Raw genomic sequence first — 17335 nt, forward strand, 5'->3', positions numbered from 1 at the left:
CTCCCCTCGGCCCTTGCGGGTCTGTCGGCAGGCGGGTGCGCCATCTGAAGGAAAGCGACGGCTACGCGTGCTTGTCGTGACCGCGCCAGCTGGCGACGGCCAGGGCGATCACGACGAGACCCATGGCGATGTCGTTCGCGGTGGCGAGCGGCGACAGCTCCTGGTAACCGCGAACGAACGGCGCGGCCAGCAGCCACGCTCCGAGGCCGGCGCTGATCAGTGCGAGCGCCGCGGTGTGCCGGATGTGCAGCACCCGGATCAGAGCGAGCGCGACGATCGAGAGCCCCACCGCCACGTCGTTCAGGCCGGGGTAAGCGAGACCGGCCTTGGCGTGGTCGAGTACGAGCGGGGCGGACGTGAGCCACAACCCGGCGAGAACCAGCAGTTCGCCGGGGGTGTGCGCCATCTCGTCAACAAGACGGCGGGCGGAGGGGTGGATGTGGACGTTCATCGGAGGCGTTCCTCCCGTCGGAGCCTGATGACCTGCGGAAAGTCTGGCATCACGGCGGGGTGGATTTCGGCGGATTCGCACTCATGGACTAACGCCCACGACCCGGACAAAACACCCTGCTCGGCCTTCGGGTCCGGGCGGCGGGGAAGCGGCCTGATCGACGTGGTCGAATGAGCGGATGTCGGATGCGGAGAAGGCCGTCGCCGAGCGGGACGCGCGGGAACTGGCCGAGATGTGCGACCTGCCCACCCTGGAGTTGCGGCGGCACGGCGGGCTGACGGTTCCGCGGGACGGGGACGTGCTGCTGGCGCTGTCGGTCGGCCCTGCCGGGGAGGCGGTCACGCTGTGGTGCGCCGAGGCCGACCGGGACGGCGTGAACTCGGTGACGGTCCAGCCCGGCTGGGCGACGTTCCCCGACGCGCGGTCGGCCCGCCCGGCCGGCGCGCGGATCGCGGTGCACTCGCCGGACGCGGTCACCACCGTCGTCGACGTCGCGGCGCTGGCGGTGGCGCATGCGACGGTGCAGCCGCTGCCCGGCGGCCGTTTCCTGGTGGTGGGGGCGCGCTGCCGGTGGCGGCCGGAGGGCCCGGACCGCAACGCGATCGTCTACGGCCCGGACGGCGGCCGGCTCAGCGAACACACCCTCGGTGACGGCATCGAGCACCTCCTCACCACGCCGTCCGGGCAGATCTGGGCCGGGTACTTCGACGAGGGCGTGTACGGCAACTGCGGCTGGGGCGGTCCCGGCCCGGAGCCACTGGGCGAGTCCGGCCTGGTCCGCTTCGGTCCCGGCGGCGAGCCGGCCTGGGAGTTCCCCGGTGACAAGGCGATCGACGACTGTTACGCCCTCAACGTCAGCGGTGAGACGGCCTGGGCCTGCTATTACACCGACTTCCCCGTGGTACGGGTGAGCGACGGCGCCGTGACCACCTGGGCCAACGGACTGGCCACCGGTGTGAAGGGCCTGATCGCGGACGGCAGCCGGGTCGGGCTGATCGGTGGCTACCGTGCCTACCTGGACCGGGTGGTCGTCGCGTCCCTCGGTGACGGGGTCCTGCACGAGACCGGCCGCTACCGCCTCGTGCTGCCCGGCGGTGACCTGTTGCCCGATCGTTTCCGCACCGTCGCCCGCGGTCCCGACCTGCACCTATTCGTCGGCGCCGACTGGTACCGGCTCACCCTCGACGATCTGCCCTGATCCTGCCGCGGTGGCCGCAAGGGGCATGCATGAGTGGCACCGGGGGACGGTGGTGAGGGGACGCCTGCCGCAGCCGCGGGGAGTCACGGGCGCGGTGCGTGGCCCGTACCGCGGAAAGGGTGAGAGAGAAGTCCGGTAGACCGCAAGTGATCAGGCGGTGCAGGTCGGCGGCGTGGCCGCTGATCGTGGCATCACCGTTTATGCTCATGAAACTGTGCAAAACGGTCCCTTTCGCGTGCTGGGAACCGGACCGCGAGCGGCGGCCCGGCAAGCCGCCGTGCTCTTCGCCGTCGCCGGGCTGCTCGGGCTGCTCGGCATCCTGAACACACCCCACCTCGCCGGACGGCTACTCACCGTCACCGCGTGTGACCTCGTGCTCACCCTCGCCGGCCTGTTCCTGCCGTGGGACCGCTTCGGCGCGAACTCGCCGGCGCTGCTCGGCCTGGCCGGCTTCGCCGTCCTCGGCCTCTCCACCTGGTCCTTCGGCGGCGTCGCGGCCGGCACCGGGCCCTTCCTCGTTCTCCTGTACGCCTGGTCGGCCCTGCACTTCCGGCGATGGATCCTGGCCGCCTTCACGGTGCCGGCCACCCTCGCCTACCTCGTGCCGCTGATCCTGACCGGCCAGCCGCCGCTCGTGGTCAGCAGCGCCGTCGTCTTCCTGCCGGCCGCCGTGTCGGTCGCGTTCCTGATCGAATCGCAAGCCCGCCACCTGCGCGACGACCGGATGCGGCTGGCCCGCATCGAGCAATGGCGGGCCGCCATGATCAGTTCGCTGGCCCACGACGTCCGGGCGCCGCTCAGCACCGTACACCTGGTCCTCGAGGATCTGCGGGAGACCGCGACCGGACAGACCGCCCGAATGCTCGACGCCGCCATGCGGCAGACCGCCCGGATCGCCCGGCTCGCCGACGGGCTCCTCGACATCCAGCGCATCGACAGCTCCGGCCAGCTGAAACTCGACAGAGCCCGGCACTCCGCCGCGGTGCTGGTCAAGGACGCCCTCTCCTATGTGCGCGAGGACGCCGACGTGAGCGCCGACATCGACCCGGACCTCACCGTCTACGTCGACAAGCAGCGCTTCGAACAGATCCTGCTCAACCTGGTGACCAACGCGCTCCGGTACGGCAAACCACCGGTGCTGGTGACGTTCCGCCGCGACGGCGCGATCGATCGCCTGGAAGTGCGCGACCACGGCGCCGGGATCCCGGAGGCCCTGCGGCCACGGCTGTTCGGGCAGTTCGCGGGGGAGGGGCCGGAGTCGGTCGGGCTCGGACTGTGGATCGTGCGGCAACTCGCGGCCGCCCACGGGGGTCAGGCGTTCGCGGAGGCCCGCGAACCCGGCGTCGCCATGGTGATCACATTCCCGGCGGCTGCTCTCTCCGGTTGACCCCTCTCTGCTCCGGCGGCACCTCCTCAGGTTCTCTTCCGGCTGCTCCTCATCGGCTTCTCGTCCGGTGCCTTTCTAGCTGCCTCTCGTCGGGTGGTTTCCTCAGTTGTCTCTCGTCCGGTGGTTTTCTCGGCTGCCCCTTGTCGGGTGGCTCCTCAGTTGCCTCTTATTCGGTAGCCGAGGCCGGTCTGCTTCACGGCGGTGAGGTCGGCAGGTGTCAGGCCGCGGCCGGTGAAACGCTCGACCGCCACCAGGCCCTTGCCGATGCGGTCACCCGGCTCTCCTTTGCCGAAGTCCAGGCCGGCGACGGCGGGCGTCACCACCGGCGGCCAGATCTCACTGCCGAACGGCTCATGGGAGGCCAGCAGCCGGCCGAACTCGGCGAAGGAGAGCCGGGTGAGGGCGTTGACGTTCCAGAACATGCTCGCCGCCCGGCCGCCTGCCGACGCCGCCTGCAGCACCTCCGGGTCCGCGCCGCGGTAGCCGTTGTCCTCGACCACCAGGATCGCGTCGCCGGTCTCCAGGATGGTGACCCACTGCTCGTAGGTGCGGCGCAACGCCTGCTCCCGCGCGATGACCTGGGCCTGCTCAGGAAGATCCGGGTCGGCGCCGAACGCCGGCAACACCTGCCGCGCCGTCGAACCGGTGACGACCGTGACGGTCGCCGCCACCGAGAGGCTGCTGTTCTGCACCCAGCGGTAGGCGTGCTCAGGCGGCAGGTTCGGCTCGGGCTCGCCGCGCAGCCGATGACCGAGCCGGTCGGTGCGTTTCAGCACGGTCTCGGGCGCCTCCGGAGCGGCCCACATCGTCAGCCGGTAACTCTCCACGCCCTCGTCCCGGCCCCGCGCGTGCACCCGGATCCGGTAGTGGCCCGGCCACGGAGGAGTCTCCCGGAGCAGGCCCCGCTGCTCGAGCCGTCCGGGGCGGTCACCGACGCCCGGCCCTCGGCTGCCCGCCAGCTGACCTCGACGACGTCGTCCCAGCCCGGGTCCAGTGCTGGGCTCGGCTCTTCCACGGACCCGTTCTCCGAGGCCGCCTTCTCCGGTGCTTTGTTTCCTGGGTCTGGGTCTTCCGGAGAGCCCTTCTCCGCGGCCGCGTTCTCTGGGGCCGTGTTTCCCGGGTCCGGGTCTTCCGGGGAGCCTTTCTCCGGAGCCGTGTCCTTCGAGGGCGCGTCGATGATCTGCAGGTCGACCCGTGCGCTGCCGTCGGCGATTCCGGTTCGTACCACCACGCCGCCGTCGCCCACAGCGACCAGCCCGTTCCGCGAGAAGTCCGAGATGCGGGGGAACGCGCCTTCGGTGAGACCGAACTGGTGCCCGATGATCTTGAGGTGCCCCGACGAATGGCGTGGCATCAGATAGCTCTCCCGGATCTTGGTGAGCAGCGCCTCCTGGTACCCGGCCGGCAGGGGCGCCTCCTGCAGCAGGAGTGCCGCGATGCCCGTGCCCAGCCCTACGGTGGCAGCGACCGGGTCGACGACCGGCACCGGATGCGCCTGGTGGATCACGGCGCCGGCGACCGTGACGGCCAGCGCCAGATACACCGCGCCGTGCGCCGCGGCGATCGCCGGTTCGTCACCGCACACCCGCACGGCCATTAGCGGCGCGACGCCCGGATCGGCCGCGAGTTCCCGGGTCAGGGTCATGGCCCGCTCGGTCAGGCCCGGGCGCAGCCGGTCCAGCAGCCTCGGCGTCTCCGTCGCCTCGCTCTGATAGCCGCCCATCACCGACCCCCAGCCGAACCTGCCGGAGAACGCCGCCGGCAGACCTGCCACCAGTTCCGGAGCGGTGCTCCAGGCGTGCCGGGCGACCGGTCGTTCCAGCGCGCCGAGCAGGCGCTCCGCCAGCGGTTCGCCGACCGACCGCAGCGCCGCCAGGCACTCCGGCTCGCCGTTGTCCGGTTTCCGGAACCGGCGGCCGGTCAACGTCATCGGATCGGCCTCCTCCGGCGCGGCCGACCGGCCCAGATAACGCGCCGGCGCCGCCGGGATCCGCTCCGCCGGCACGGGCACGGTAGTGGCGGCGAAAGCGGCCAGTGCGGTCAGCTCGGTCACCGGCTGCTCCGGGGCCGGTCCCAGCCCTCGGGCAGCTCGGCCGGCGGCGCCGGCCAGCCGGGGTCCGGACGGAAGTCGCACCACGTGCCGTCGAACGGGAACGCGCCGGCCTCGGCCAGCGCGATCACGTCCTTGCCGGCCTGGCGGACCCGATCCTCGTCGTCCACCCAATACGACTCCGGCATGGAGAGCCGCTCCGCGAACTCCTCCTCGTCCTTCCACTCCCAGGCCCGGTCGGCGTGGATCACCACGTCCAGGTCCCAGTCGGACGTGTCGACACCGGCCAGGCCGGAGCCACGCCAGGCGACCGACGGGGCCTCCAGATTCGCGTACCACCTGGTGAAGCGGCCGCCGGCGGTGAAGACCCAACGGATCGAATAGTCCCGGTCACGCCAATGCCGGCACAGCAGACCCTCGTCGATCGTGTGCGGCGCCGGCGACTTCCGGGAAACGGACCACTCCGGCAGCGGAGTCTGCGGCATGGTCCGGCCGTCCGGCATCCGGAAGTGCCACCCGCGGCTCCCGGCGGGCACCCACAGCAGGACACTGTCACCGTCGTCCTCGATCACCCGGAGCGGCACCACCAAGGCGATGTGGTCGCGTTGCCAGTGCCGGAGAAGAATCGTCTCGCCAGGCTCGAACGTGACAGACATGCCGTGAAGATATCGGTCGGCGGCTGATCTCACGGCGCATGGAGCGTCGTGGACGAACGGCGCCTCACCGCCATCGCCTTCAGCCTCGACGGACAAGTGCTGGCCAAGCACCCGTTGGCGGGCCTGATGGTGTTGCCGGGGCGGTGGGGCAGACTAGATCCAGCCCTGCTGCCAGGCATGGTGTGCGGCGGCATGGCGGGTGTCGGCACCCAGTTTGGTCATCGCTGCGGACAGGTAATTGCGGACCGTGCCGGGTGCCAGGTGCACCGCTGCGGCCACCTCGTTGATCGGTGCGCCGCCCCGGACGGCGGCCAGGATCTCCAGCTCACGGGCGGTGAGCGGGCAGTCGTCCTCGCTCAGGGCGCTCGCAGCGATCTCCGGATCGACGTAGCGCCTGCCGGCGTGCACGGAGCGAATGATCGCTGCGAGCCGGGTCGCCGGCGTCGTCTTGGGGACGAAACCGCCGACCCCGGCGGCCAAGGCGCGCCGCAGAACCGCAGGACGGGCGTGCCGCGTGACCAGGATGATCGGGATCCCGAGGCGGACCCGAATCTCCGCGGCCGCCTGCAGCCCGTCGCCCGGCGGCATCTCCAGGTCCAGAACAGCGAGGTCGGGCCGAGTGTGAACGGCGGTCTGGACGGCAGCCGCACTGTCCGCAGCCTCGCCCACGACGGTCAGGTCGGTTTCCAGCCCGAGCAGGGCGGCCAGTGCTCCCCGGATCAGGTCCTCATCGTCGGCGAGCAACAGCCTGATCATCGGACGGCCGGCAGTGGCAGAGTCGCGCTGACCTCGAACGCGTCGGTTGTCGGGGCGGTCCGCAGGCAACCACCGGCGGCGGTCAGGCGGTCGGAGAGACCAGCGAGGCCACCTGCGGGGCCGGTCGGCCCGGCGATCGGCGCGTCGTTGACGAACCGCAGCACCACAGCGCCGGGCTCGGCAGCCAGGGAGATCTCGCACCGGCTGGCCGAACTGTGCCGCAACACATTCGTCGTGCACTCCCGAACGACGAGGCCGAGCAGTTTCTCCACCGCCGGTGGCAGGGGCGGCAGCCCGGCGGACGGCTCGATCGACGGCGTGACACCAGCCGCGGCGAGGACCCGAGCCGCATTGGTCACCTCGGTCCCTAGTGACACCGCTCGGTAGCCCTGGACGATGTCGCGGGTGTCGCCCAGAGCCTGCCGGGCCAGCGCCTGAACCTCACGCATCTGCATGGCTGCCTGGACCGGATCGGTTTCGGCGAGGCGCTCGGCCAGCTCGCTCTTGAGCGCGATGACCTGCAGGTTGTGGCCCTGGATGTCGTGCAGTTCGGCGGCGAACCGCTGGCGCTCGCCGGTGACCGCGGCGGACCGCTCCACATGCCGAGCGTGGTCGAGTCGCTCGGCGACCTCACAGATCCAGATCTGCGCATAGAGCGAGGCCGCGCACAGCACGGTCATGCCGCTGTCGGTCAGGGCCGCCTGAAGTGTGGCCTCACCGGCCGGCCACGACGCCGCGAAGGCCAGCCCGGCGCCGACCGGCCAGACGAGGCGGGCGGGGCGTTGGGCGCCGGCGTGGGTAGCCGCGAGCACCGCGGCCAACGGCAGAACCCATGGGAAGCCGCCGCTGCCGAGCACATGGCCGTAGGCGAGAATGCCGGTCGCGCCCGCCGCGGCCGCCACGATCACCGTTGCCGGTGGGGGAGGCCCACCGGCCAGTGGGACGGCGAAGAGGAAGCCGGCGACCGCACAGACCGGCAGCATCACGGCGAACACCACGGCGCGGGCCGGGACGTCCGGCAACTCGGTGGCGACCAGCAGCACCATGCCGGCCAGGCAACCGATCATGATCCACCAGGTGAGCCGGCGCAGCGCGGCGAGGCCGTTGGTTGGTTCGGTCGCTGCGTTCACGCCACCATGATGCTGGGCCGTGGTCGATGATCGGGAACATTGATGACATCTGTCATGAAGGCCGGTGCAGATACGGCACTACGCCGCCGCGGCGGCCGGGTCAAGACTCGATGGCATGGATCCGGTTACCTGTGCGGGGCTCCGTTTCGCCTACGGCGCGTCCCCAGTGGTGTGTGAAGTGGACTTGACGGTCCGGGAGAGCGAGATGTTCGCACTGCTCGGGACGAACGGGGCCGGCAAGACGACGGTCATGGAGCTGGTCCTGGGACACCGGCGGCCTTCCGGGGGGACGGTCCGGTTGTTCGGCCGCGACCCGTTCCGGGATCGGCGGCGTCTGGCTTCCGAGGTCGGTGTCGTGCTTCAGGACAGTGGTTGTGCCCTCGATCTGACCGTGGCCGAGACCATCCGGCTCTGGCTGCGCCTGTACCGGCGAGGAGAGGTGGCGCGGGCGGCCGCCGGGCTGCTCGCCGATGTCGACTTGGAACATCGTGCCGCGCTGCGGGTCCGCCAGCTCTCCGGTGGGGAGCGCCGGCGTCTCGATCTCGCCGTCGCCCTCTGCGGGCGGCCCCGGCTGCTACTCCTCGACGAACCGACCTCCGGTCTCGATCCGCAGGCGCGCGAGCGCACCTGGGATCTGCTGCGTGACCGTCGGCGCGAGGGCACGACGATCGTGTTCACCACCCACTACCTCGAGGAAGCGGAGCAGACCGCCGACCGCATCGCGATCATGGACCGTGGGCGGGTGGCGCTCACCGGTCCCGTCGACCTCGCCGCCTCGTTCCGCCGGATCATCGAGGAGAGGATCGGATGAGGTCGGCGATGCTGATCGCGGGCGCGGAATTCACGCTGTTGTATCGACATCGGATGACCCTGGCCATGGGGGCGATCCTGCCTGTCGCGCTCGGACTGTTGATTCTGTGGGCGGAGGCCGACAGCGGACGGGCGGGTTCCGGCACCGCTGCCGGTCTGGTGCTGGTCACCCTGATAACTCTGACGGCCTATGTCTCCGGCACCACGATTCTCGCCGGTCGCCGGCAACAGTCGGTCCTGCGCAGGTTGCGGACCAGTGGCGCCTCGGACACTGCGATCCTGGTCGGCAGCCTCGCGCCATCCGCGCTGCTCACCGTGGTGCAGGCGGGTTTCCTTCTGGGGCTGGTCATGGCAAGCGGCGGTTCGCTGCCGGTGGACCTCGCCCCGCTGCTGCTCGCGGTGGTGACCGGTGTCGTCGCCGGGTGTGGGCTGGCGGCGCTGACCGCGGCCTTCACCTCGGCACCCGAGCTCGCGCAGTTGACAACCACGCCGATCGGGGTGGCATTTCTGGGTGGTGCGATGTGGGTGATGCGGACTCCACCCGATGAAGTGACCTGGTCGATGCTGGCGCTGCCGGGTGGAGCCGTGACCCAACTCGCCCGGATGGCATGGCAGGTTCCCGGCGCGACCGGGCTGGTCCCGGCCGCGACCTCGCTGGTGATCACAGCAGTCCTGGCCGTCGTTGTGGCGGTCCGTGTGTTCGTCTGGGATCTACGGCGGTGAGCGCCGCGGAGTGGCCCGTATGCGCGTCCGGAATCTACGGCGGTGAGCGCGGCGGAGTGGTCCGCGCGTTCGTCTGGGGCCTACGGCAGCGACCGTGGCGGAGTGGTCCGCGCGTTCGTCTGGGGCCTACGGCGGCGACCGCGTTGGCTGTTGGGAGTGCGGTGGTGAGCGTTACTGGCTATCCGGAATTGGCCGGGTCCGTGCGGGTTTCGCGGAGCGGTTTCGGGCCGGCGTCCTCGCCGTCCGCACCCGAACTCACCAATGCGCCCAGGTCGTCCTCTGGGCCACCCTCGGCGGGTCGCTCGTGCGTGATCGCGGTGGCGGCAGTTCGGGCCTTCCGCGGGATCACGGTGGTGATGTGCCGTGTGATCTTGGCTTCTACCTGGGATTCAAGGCGATGAGTGTGAGCTTCGAGGGTTCATTTCCTGTCGTACCCGGGCGATAACCTTCGGGACACTTCGGCGGTCAGGGATCGCGGTGGTGGTGTGGCTACTTCGGGTGAGGGTTGGCGATATGCGGCATTCTGAGGACTCGTTCGTGATGCCGGAGGGCTGGCTGAAGCATCGCTGCCCGCGGCGCGGGAGTGCGGGCGTGCTGCCGTTCGAGCCCGACCCCGAGGCCCGTGCCGTCATCAAGGGCATGGTCGTGGAGCAGGCCGGCGGCATCCGAGGAGTGCTTGACGCGATCAGCACCGACGAGGGGATCGCGGCGGCAGCGTCGTCGTGGCGGGCCGGGGCTCGTGAGGCGCCGCCGGTCGGGGCGGCGGCCATCGCGGTGATCAAAGCGGTGTGCTCGCGGGACGGCTACGACCAGGTGGACCGGTTCGCTGATCTGTGGATCGGTGAGCGTGGCCTGGTGTTCGCCGTGATCGCGGCCGTCGAGATGGCGTCGCTGACGGTCGTCGACGACACCGTGCCGCCGCGGCAGCGGTATTACAGCACCACGCACCGCGGGGTGCGTCACCTGCGGGACGGGGAGCAGCGCGACAGCTGGTCCGGTGACCCGGCGCTGCAGGTCCTGCTGCGGGTTCGGGCGGCGGTCGCGGCTGCTCCGGAGGAGCAGTTCGAGCAGGTCGTGGCCGCGCTTGAGCCTTTCCGGGCGGGCCTGCCCTATACGCGCGTCGCGTGTTCCGTGCTGGTGCCCCGGGCTGACTGGGTCGAGCAGGATGTGGCCGACGCGGTGGCGGACAGCGACAGCCAGCGGGCCGGCATGCTGCTCTACGCCGCCGGCACCGCTGAGCAGGCCGGCACGCTGGCCGCGCTCGCCGATACCTGGTCGGCGCTGCGCCGCCAGTCGTCGATGGTCACCCTTCTCGACGGGGTGGGTGCGGGCGCCGCGGCCGCGCTGTTCCACTGGTGCGACGCCGACGTCTCGATCTCGCACGGTGTTGGCGGCGAGCGCTGGCTGCTGTCCGGGCTGGCCGTCCTGCCCGGCGACGACGTGATGCAGGGCCTGATCGATCGGGTCACCGCGCGCAACGTCAAACCTGCCCTGCTGGAGGCGGCCGAGCGGTTCCCGGCGCGAGCGATGCGGCTGCTCGCAGAGAGCTCGCGGCGACCGGTTGTTGCCGGGAACGGGGGGCGACCGGCTGTTGCCGAGGGCACGATGCGATCGGCCGTCGCCGAGCTGCTGCGGAGGCACGTGCTGACCCACCTCGAGCTCGTCGACGAGGTCATCCCGCTGTTGAGTACGGAGGCTGCCGCCCATGTGCGGGCGATCGCGGATACCGTCGGCGCGGTGGTTGCCGCCCCGTTGTCGGCGGTCCCGGGCGTGCTCGCGGACCCGCCCTGGCGGCACCGGGTCAAAGCTGTCAAACCGCCGGTGATCGCTGGTCTCGCCTGCACCGATGCGGCGGCGATGAGCTGGAGCCCCGGCGAGCACGACGAGTGGGCACGGACCTCGGTGCGGTTCTACCAGGACGGGCCGGTCAACTGGGCGGCGCTCGCCCGGAAGGTCGCGGCCGGCAAGGCTGGCGGGGAGGACCCGGGCCGGCTGTTCGTGAGAGGGCCGGTCGAGATCGCCCGGCCGGTGCTGGCGCAATGGCAGCCCGGATATCTCTGGGATGCGACGCCGTGGCTGCGGGCGACCGCGGTGCGTTTCGGCGCCGACGCGCTGCCGACCATGCTGGCCGCCGCCCGGACCGCTCCCGCGGAGTACGGACCGTTGCTCCTCCCGTTCACGTCCCCCGAGTTGGCCGTGCACATGGCCGACTGGCTGGCGCGCCTCAAATCGGTGCGGCGGATCGCGCACGCCTGGCTGCTGCGGCACCCCGCCGAGGCCGCCCGGGCGCTTGTTCCGCCGGCGCTCAGTAAGCCCGGCGTGGCCCGGCGGCAGGCTGAGCGGGCACTGCTCCTGCTGCACACCAACGGCCACACCGAGCAGGTGCAAGCGGCTGCCGCCGGCTACGGCCCGGAGGCGGCCGACGCGCTGGAGGAGCTGCTCGCCACCGATCCGCTGATCGTTCTGCCGGCCCGGATGCCGGTGGCGCCGGCGTGGGCCGCAGCCGCGCTGCTGCCACCGGTGCGGCTGCGGGACGGCTCCGGCGCCCTGCCGGGCGAGGCCGCCGCCAACCTGGTCACCATGCTGGCGATCGCGAAGCCCGACGACCCGTACCCCGGGGTGGAGATCGTCCGGCAAGCCTGCGAGCCGGCCGACCTCGCCGAGTTCGGCTGGGCTCTGTTCTCGGGCTGGCAGGCCGTCGGTGCTCCCGTGAAGGAGAGCTGGGCGCTCGACGCGCTCGGCTTGATCGGTGATGACGAGACGGTGCGCCGGCTCAGCCCGCTGATTCTCGCCTGGCCCGGGGAGGGCGGGCACGCCAAAGCAGTCACCGGGATCAACGTCCTGGCCGGGATCGGCACCGACCTCGCGCTCACCCACCTGCACCGGATCTCTCAGCGGGCCCGGTTCAAGGGCTTGAAAGCGGCTGCGGTCGCCCGGATGGACGAGGTCGCTGAAGGGCTGGGCCTGACCGCTGAGCAGTTGGCCGATCGGCTCGTCCCGGACTTCGGGCTCGACGCCGACGGCAGTCTGCGCCTGGACTACGGGCCGCGGCAGTTCGTGGTCGGGTTCGACGAGCAGCTCCACCCGTTCGTCACCGACGGCGACGGCAGACGGCTCAAGACGCTGCCGAAGCCCGGCACCCGGGATGATGCCGCATTCGCGACGGCCGCCTACCAGCGGTTCACCACGTTGAAGAAGGACGTCCGCGGAGTCGCTGCCGACCAGGTCCGCCGACTGGAACACGCCATGGTCAGCGGTCGCCGTTGGACCGGCACCGAGTTCCAGGAGTTCTTCGTCGGCCATCCCCTGGTGTGGCACGTCGCGCGGCGTCTGGTCTGGGCACGTTTCGATGCGGACGGGACACCCATCGGGACGTTGCGGATCGCCGAGGACCGGACGTTCGCGATGGTGGACGACGAGCCCACCACGGTGGCCGACGACGAGGTCGTCGGGATCGCGCATCCGCTGCACCTCGGCGTGGAGGGGACGGGATGGGCGGAGGTTTTCGCCGACTACGAGATTCTGCAGCCGTTCCCGCAGCTCGGACGGCAGACGTTCGCGCTGACCGAGGAGGAGGGTGCGGGCAGCACGCTGGGGCGGTTCGAGGGGCTCAAGGTCGCGACGACCAGTCTGCTCGGCCTCGAGCGACGCGGCTGGCGGCGGGAGGATCCGCAGGACGCGGGCATGCAGAGCATCGTCGAGCGGGAACTCGGCACCGGCCTGGTGCTGTCCGTCGAGATCGAGCCGGGCATCGCGGTCGGTGACCTGAGTTTCGCCGTCGACCAGAAGCTGACCTCGGTGTTCCTGCACGACGGCACCGGTCACCGGTGGGACGACAGCATCGGTCACGTGCCGCTGAACAGCCTGGACCCGGTGACCGCCTCGGAGGTGCTGTGTGACCTCACCGAAGTCACCGGTTGACCGTGCCGCCGCGCCGCCGTGCCGCTGCGCCGCACGGTGCCGCGCCGCGCCGCTGTGCCGCCGCGCCGCACGGTGCCGCGCCGCACGGTGCCGTGCCGCACGGTGCCGCGCCGCACGGTGCCGCCGTGCCGCACGGTGCCGCGCCGCACGGTGCCGCGGGCGGCGGTGCTCGGCGACGTTTCGGGCGCCGATTGTGGTGCTGGTCAGTCAGTGTCGAGGAGTTGACGGGTGATGTCGGCAGCTTTGAAGTGGGCCGGGTCGAAGTCGGCGGGGGAGTTCAGGCCCAGCCATTCGAGGCTGTCGGCGTGGTCGGGATGAGCGGGGTCGGCGACGACCTCGATCAGGTCGTGGTAACCCCAGATGCCGCCGCAATCGTCGGGGGGAGCGGCGCGGCGGCCACCGGTGCAGCGGGGATAGGCGGCACCCTCCTCGCGGTCGAGGACCTTCTCCACCAGGATCTCGTGTTCCCAGTCGTCCCCGAAGTCGTAGATGTAGGTGATCTTGTCGGAGGCGGACGGGGCCACCTGCTCCAATGTCACCGAGGCTGCCGAGCGGTGGCCGAGATCCGGGTCCGCCACACCGAACAGGCCGTAGGGGGTTTCGAAGACATGCAGGTGACTGTCTTCCCAGTCGAAGGCGATCTGGATGGTGCCGTGCAGCGCCGCGAGACTGGTGTCGGCGGGGACCTGCAACCGGCGCCAGATCGGTGGTCTCGCGCCGCGCAGGCTCACCTTGATCTGATAGATCGGAGCCGGTCCGCTGGACTTCTTCCGCTTCGCCGGGAGTTTCCGGTCGGCAGCGGGCCGCCGCCGCGACGGCGAGCCGTCCGTGGCGATCCGGCGGAAGATCTCGATCTCGGACAGGTCGCCGCCGTGCTCGGCGGGCGGCCGCGATGCTTCCGGCAGAGTCCACATCCGGGCCCTGAGCAGCGCGGCCACCAGGTGGTAACCGGGACCGTCCTCGTCCAGGTTCTCCTCGGGATCCACGAGGTCGGCGTCGTGGTCGGCGCGGGCGTCCAAGGCCCGCTCGACCTGCCATCGGAACTCGCCGGGATCGAGCGTCTCCCGAGCGATCTTGAGACCGCGGGCACCCCGGTTGTCCTGGATCGCGTCGACCACCTGGTCGAGCAGATCACCGGGAAACAGGACGATGCCGGCGGCTGCGAAACAGTCGCCGTGGTCGACGTTGACGGCGAAGCCGTGCACGGTTCCGCCCCGCTCGAACGTGCAGACCAGCACGGACAGCAGGTCATCACGGTCAGCGAACCGCAGGAAGGCGCCGGCTGTCATCGGCGCGCGCAAGGCGGCGGCCCAGCCCGGCTCCGGAACTCCGGACTTGATGAGGCGCCGGGCCGCGTCCGAGGCAGCCCCGACATCGTCGACGGCGCCGATCGCCAGCAGCACCGCGAGCGCTTCGCGGGTCTTCTCCTCCTCGATGGCGGGCACGATCGCAGTCGCCACAGCCTCGGCGAAACCCTCGCCGGCGAGGTCCCCGGCGGACAGGAAGTTGGCGCCGAACATCTCGGCCTCGAGCGGATCCTCGCAGTCCAGCAGCACGCTGCCGCCGTTGAGCAGGTCACCGACGAGCGTTGCCGCGTCGAGTCCGCCGCCGGAACACTCCGGGCAGTCGCACTGCTCCGGCACAGGGGCGACGGTGCGCAGCACCCGCTCGCCGCCGGAACGGCGAGATTTCGACTTCTTGCGGCCTCGGCTCACGGGACTCACGAACCACATCCTTCACCATGATCCGAACGCTTGCCACGTCGGTGCCACGAACGTGGACGTGGCCACCGGGGCGGCGACGACAGTGGGCATCGGCTCCACGCGGCCCAAACGAAGCGAAGCGTTTCAGGGAGCACTGCGCTCTTGAGCGCGGGTGCGATCAGGGCAGGACCATATCGGATGGGAGGGGGAACCGGAGTGGAGGGAAGATCAACGACGCTTGCGGGGCCCTGTGAGAATCCGCGGATGCGAGAGAGCGTTCGGGCATGACGGGTACGGCGGTGGCGCTGCACGCCACGGTTGCGGGATCTGTGCTCGTCGGCGTGCCGGCGACCTGGCGGGCGATGCGGACGACAGCGGCCGAGAGGAGTGGGCCGGCCCGTTGGTGGTGCCGGCCGGGCTGGTGGCTGGCCGTGGTGACGGTGGTCCTTTTCGTCAATCAGGTGCTGTTCACGATCTACGCGCTGCGGGTCCGCGACGGTGACATGTCCTACCTGGCAATATATGTGCCGGACGGTTGGTTCGAGCTGGCCGACGGGCCGGTGATGACGTGGCTGGCCGAGCACACCCCGGCGCCGGAGTTGCTGGCGGTGTGCGCGCTGCGGGTGCCGTCGCTGTTCGAGCTGCCGCTCGGCATGCTGGCGTACCTGACGGTGCTGAACTGGCTGGACCCGAGCCTGTACCGGCGGCTGACCAGCACCACGGTGATCGCCCTGATGAGTGCCTCCTATTCGATCACCTTCGGTCTGATCGAGTGGGAGTTGCACACTCCGTACACGGTGCAGAACCTGGCGCTTCGCCTCCTCTCCGGAATCGTGACGGTGTTCGCGCTGCGGAGGCTCGGCCGGCTGCCGTCGGCGCCGCAGGGCAGCGGCGCGCCACGGACCGCGGCGGAGCTGCTGGCGTTCGCGGCGTCCACGGCGGCGCTCGGCTATCTGGTGCTGGCCTTGTACGACACCGTGCTGCTGTACAGCATGGGCCGGGTCGGCGAACACGTGCCCGGTGCGGTCGCGGCCGGAACGGTGCTGGTGGCGGCACGGTTCGCGGCGGCCCGCCTGCGCCGGAGACCTGCCGAGCCGGTTCCCCGCGGCAGCACACCGGTGACGGCTGGTAGTGCGGTGATGCTCGGGACGGTCGGTTCAGGTGCCGGTGCATCGGCGGCTGGTGGTGGTGCGGTGGTCCTCGGGACGGTCGGTTCAGGCGCCGGTACACCGGTGACCGTTGGTGGCCCGGTGACCGCCGGGTCGACGGGTTCGGATGGCGGCCTGCTCACCACCAGGGCGGATGCCGGCAAAGTGACCGCCGGGCCGGGTGTCGGGACGTTGACTGCTGGGATGTCCTGGTGGCTGGCGCTGTTTCTGGTTCCGGCGCTGGCCATTCGCTACGAGCTGGGCTTCGGCTCGTGGCTTCTCGCGGCGAGTGCGGGGCTGCTGATCATCGGGGCGGCGACGGCGTTCGCGATCTTCGAGGTGTACGGCAGTCTGCCGCGGGACGGACGGGCCGCAGCGGCCCGCCGCTGGCTGCTCGGCCTGGTGGCGGCCGGTCTTTCCGCGACGGCTGCCGCCGCTGTCGGGCTTGCGGTCCCGGCGGTCCATCCGGAGATGCGCCTGCTGTCGGCAGCCGCCCTGTTCGTGCTCACTGCCACCGTGGTGTGCGCCGCCTGGGATCGCCATCACGCGGGAGAGCCGGCCCGCTGAACTCCTCCGCCAGCCGCGAGTGTCACGGTCGGCGCTACTTGCCACCGGGCTCCGGACTGCCGGGCCGCCGGGTCCGCGCCAGCTGCTGCGCTGCTGGATCGTCGGTCTGGTGAGCTGCTGAGCTGCTGAGCTGCTGAGCTGCGGGGCCGGCCGCCGAGCCGTCGGCCCGGTCGTCGGTCTGCTGGGTCGCCGGGCTGTTGGGTCGTCGGCCCGGTCGCCGGTCTGCTGGACTGTTGGGTCGTCGAGCCGGTCGTCGGTCTGTGGAACTTCTGGATGCTGATTCGCCCAGCGACCACCTGACCACCTGACCACCCGGCCACCCGGCCACCCGGCCACCCGGCCACCCAGCTGCCCCGGCCACCCGACTGCCCGGCCACCCGGCGACTGGGGCGGCCGCGGGGTCGGGGCTGTCGGTCGCTGGGGTGTGAAGCCGGAAAGGCCATGCCCACCACGGTCACCAGCCGCCCCATGATCGTCAAGAAGCGGACTCCCGCATGGAGCGGTCAACCGACCCCCGGTGGGGAGGCCGGCCCGGCTGTGCCGGCGGCCCGCGGCGACGAGGGTTACCGCATGGACATCGCGGTGGAACCGGACGGGGTGTCGCGCCGGTACGGCAAGCGCGGCACTCTGGCTCTCGCAACGTCTCGCTCGCCGTGCCGGCGGGCACCTTCGTCGCGGTGATGGGCGCGACCAGCTCCGGCAAGAGCACCTTGATGCAGTGCGCCGCCGGCCTGGACCGGCCGGCCGACCGGCGGCACCGGCCGACCGGCGGCACCGGCCGACCGGCGGCACCGGCCGACCGGCGGCACCGGCCGACCGGCGGCACCGGCCGACC

At 71.2% G+C, this 17335-nt stretch carries 13 protein-coding genes and 1 pseudogene; 7 read left to right on the forward strand and 7 right to left on the reverse strand.

All coding sequences use genetic code 11. From position 1 onward, the window contains the following. Positions 1-61: 61 nt before the first annotated feature. Entirely contained in the window at positions 62-451 is a 390-nt protein-coding gene (locus Aut01nite_RS18670; RefSeq protein ID WP_152628905.1) for an SPW repeat domain-containing protein, read from the reverse strand. Positions 452-629: 178 nt separating this feature from the next. Between Aut01nite_RS18670 and Aut01nite_RS18675 the strand changes: the two genes are divergently transcribed. After that, the gene (locus Aut01nite_RS18675) at positions 630-1649 is read left to right on the forward strand and encodes a YxiH-YxzG fusion protein (RefSeq protein WP_052164160.1); all 1020 of its coding nucleotides are present in this window, start codon (positions 630-632) and stop codon (positions 1647-1649) included. Between the two features lie 235 nt (positions 1650-1884). Further along, complete coding sequence (locus Aut01nite_RS18680) at positions 1885-3036, forward strand: sensor histidine kinase (RefSeq protein WP_236642916.1); 1152 nt, start codon at positions 1885-1887, stop codon at positions 3034-3036. Between the two features lie 155 nt (positions 3037-3191). Here Aut01nite_RS18680 and Aut01nite_RS18685 read toward each other — a convergent pair whose 3' ends face one another. The 5 genes from Aut01nite_RS18685 to Aut01nite_RS18705 all read right to left on the reverse strand — a co-directional run bounded on the left by Aut01nite_RS18685 (position 3192) and on the right by Aut01nite_RS18705 (position 7628). Further along, the gene (locus tag Aut01nite_RS18685; RefSeq protein WP_052164159.1) at positions 3192-3890 is read right to left on the reverse strand and encodes a DUF6461 domain-containing protein; all 699 of its coding nucleotides are present in this window, start codon (positions 3888-3890) and stop codon (positions 3192-3194) included. Next, on the reverse strand, positions 3845-5089 hold the full coding sequence (locus Aut01nite_RS18690) for a hypothetical protein (protein WP_152628904.1): 1245 nt from the start codon (positions 5087-5089) through the stop codon (positions 3845-3847). Before Aut01nite_RS18690 ends, Aut01nite_RS18685 begins: the two co-directional genes overlap by 46 nt. Next, positions 5086-5742 carry a ribonuclease FAU-1 family protein gene (locus Aut01nite_RS18695; RefSeq protein WP_043528695.1) on the reverse strand — a complete coding sequence of 219 codons (657 nt, stop codon included), beginning with the start codon at positions 5740-5742 and terminating at the stop codon, positions 5086-5088. The genes Aut01nite_RS18690 and Aut01nite_RS18695 overlap by 4 nt, the downstream gene beginning before the upstream one ends. A gap of 153 nt (positions 5743-5895) precedes the next feature. Next, positions 5896-6486, reverse strand: coding sequence for a response regulator transcription factor (locus Aut01nite_RS18700; protein ID WP_425551444.1), 591 nt, complete (start codon positions 6484-6486; stop codon positions 5896-5898). Between the two features lie 8 nt (positions 6487-6494). Continuing rightward, the gene (locus tag Aut01nite_RS18705; RefSeq protein WP_043528691.1) at positions 6495-7628 is read right to left on the reverse strand and encodes a sensor histidine kinase; all 1134 of its coding nucleotides are present in this window, start codon (positions 7626-7628) and stop codon (positions 6495-6497) included. Between the two features lie 178 nt (positions 7629-7806). Here Aut01nite_RS18705 and Aut01nite_RS18710 point away from each other — a divergent pair, with 178 nt between their 5' ends. The 3 genes from Aut01nite_RS18710 to Aut01nite_RS18720 all read left to right on the forward strand — a co-directional run bounded on the left by Aut01nite_RS18710 (position 7807) and on the right by Aut01nite_RS18720 (position 13082). Beyond that, on the forward strand, positions 7807-8439 hold the full coding sequence (locus Aut01nite_RS18710; RefSeq protein ID WP_052164158.1) for an ABC transporter ATP-binding protein: 633 nt from the start codon (positions 7807-7809) through the stop codon (positions 8437-8439). 8 nt (positions 8440-8447) lie between these two features. Then, on the forward strand, positions 8448-9161 hold the full coding sequence (locus Aut01nite_RS18715; RefSeq protein WP_043528689.1) for an ABC transporter permease: 714 nt from the start codon (positions 8448-8450) through the stop codon (positions 9159-9161). Positions 9162-9674: 513 nt separating this feature from the next. Then, the gene (locus Aut01nite_RS18720) at positions 9675-13082 is read left to right on the forward strand and encodes a DUF4132 domain-containing protein (RefSeq protein ID WP_063958819.1); all 3408 of its coding nucleotides are present in this window, start codon (positions 9675-9677) and stop codon (positions 13080-13082) included. Positions 13083-13285: 203 nt separating this feature from the next. Here Aut01nite_RS18720 and Aut01nite_RS18725 read toward each other — a convergent pair whose 3' ends face one another. Beyond that, complete coding sequence (locus Aut01nite_RS18725; protein ID WP_043528739.1) at positions 13286-14806, reverse strand: plasmid pRiA4b ORF-3 family protein; 1521 nt, start codon at positions 14804-14806, stop codon at positions 13286-13288. A 263-nt stretch (positions 14807-15069) separates the two neighbouring features. Here Aut01nite_RS18725 and Aut01nite_RS18730 point away from each other — a divergent pair, with 263 nt between their 5' ends. Further along, positions 15070-16500: a hypothetical protein gene (locus tag Aut01nite_RS18730; protein WP_204037577.1), complete on the forward strand. Its 1431-nt coding sequence runs from the start codon at positions 15070-15072 to the stop codon at positions 16498-16500. 653 nt (positions 16501-17153) lie between these two features. Then, positions 17154-17335 (forward strand): annotated as a pseudogene (locus Aut01nite_RS44840) (hypothetical protein); the annotation flags it as partial.

This window comes from Actinoplanes utahensis, from assembly GCF_016862455.1.
GTDB lineage: Bacteria > Actinomycetota > Actinomycetes > Mycobacteriales > Micromonosporaceae > Actinoplanes > Actinoplanes utahensis.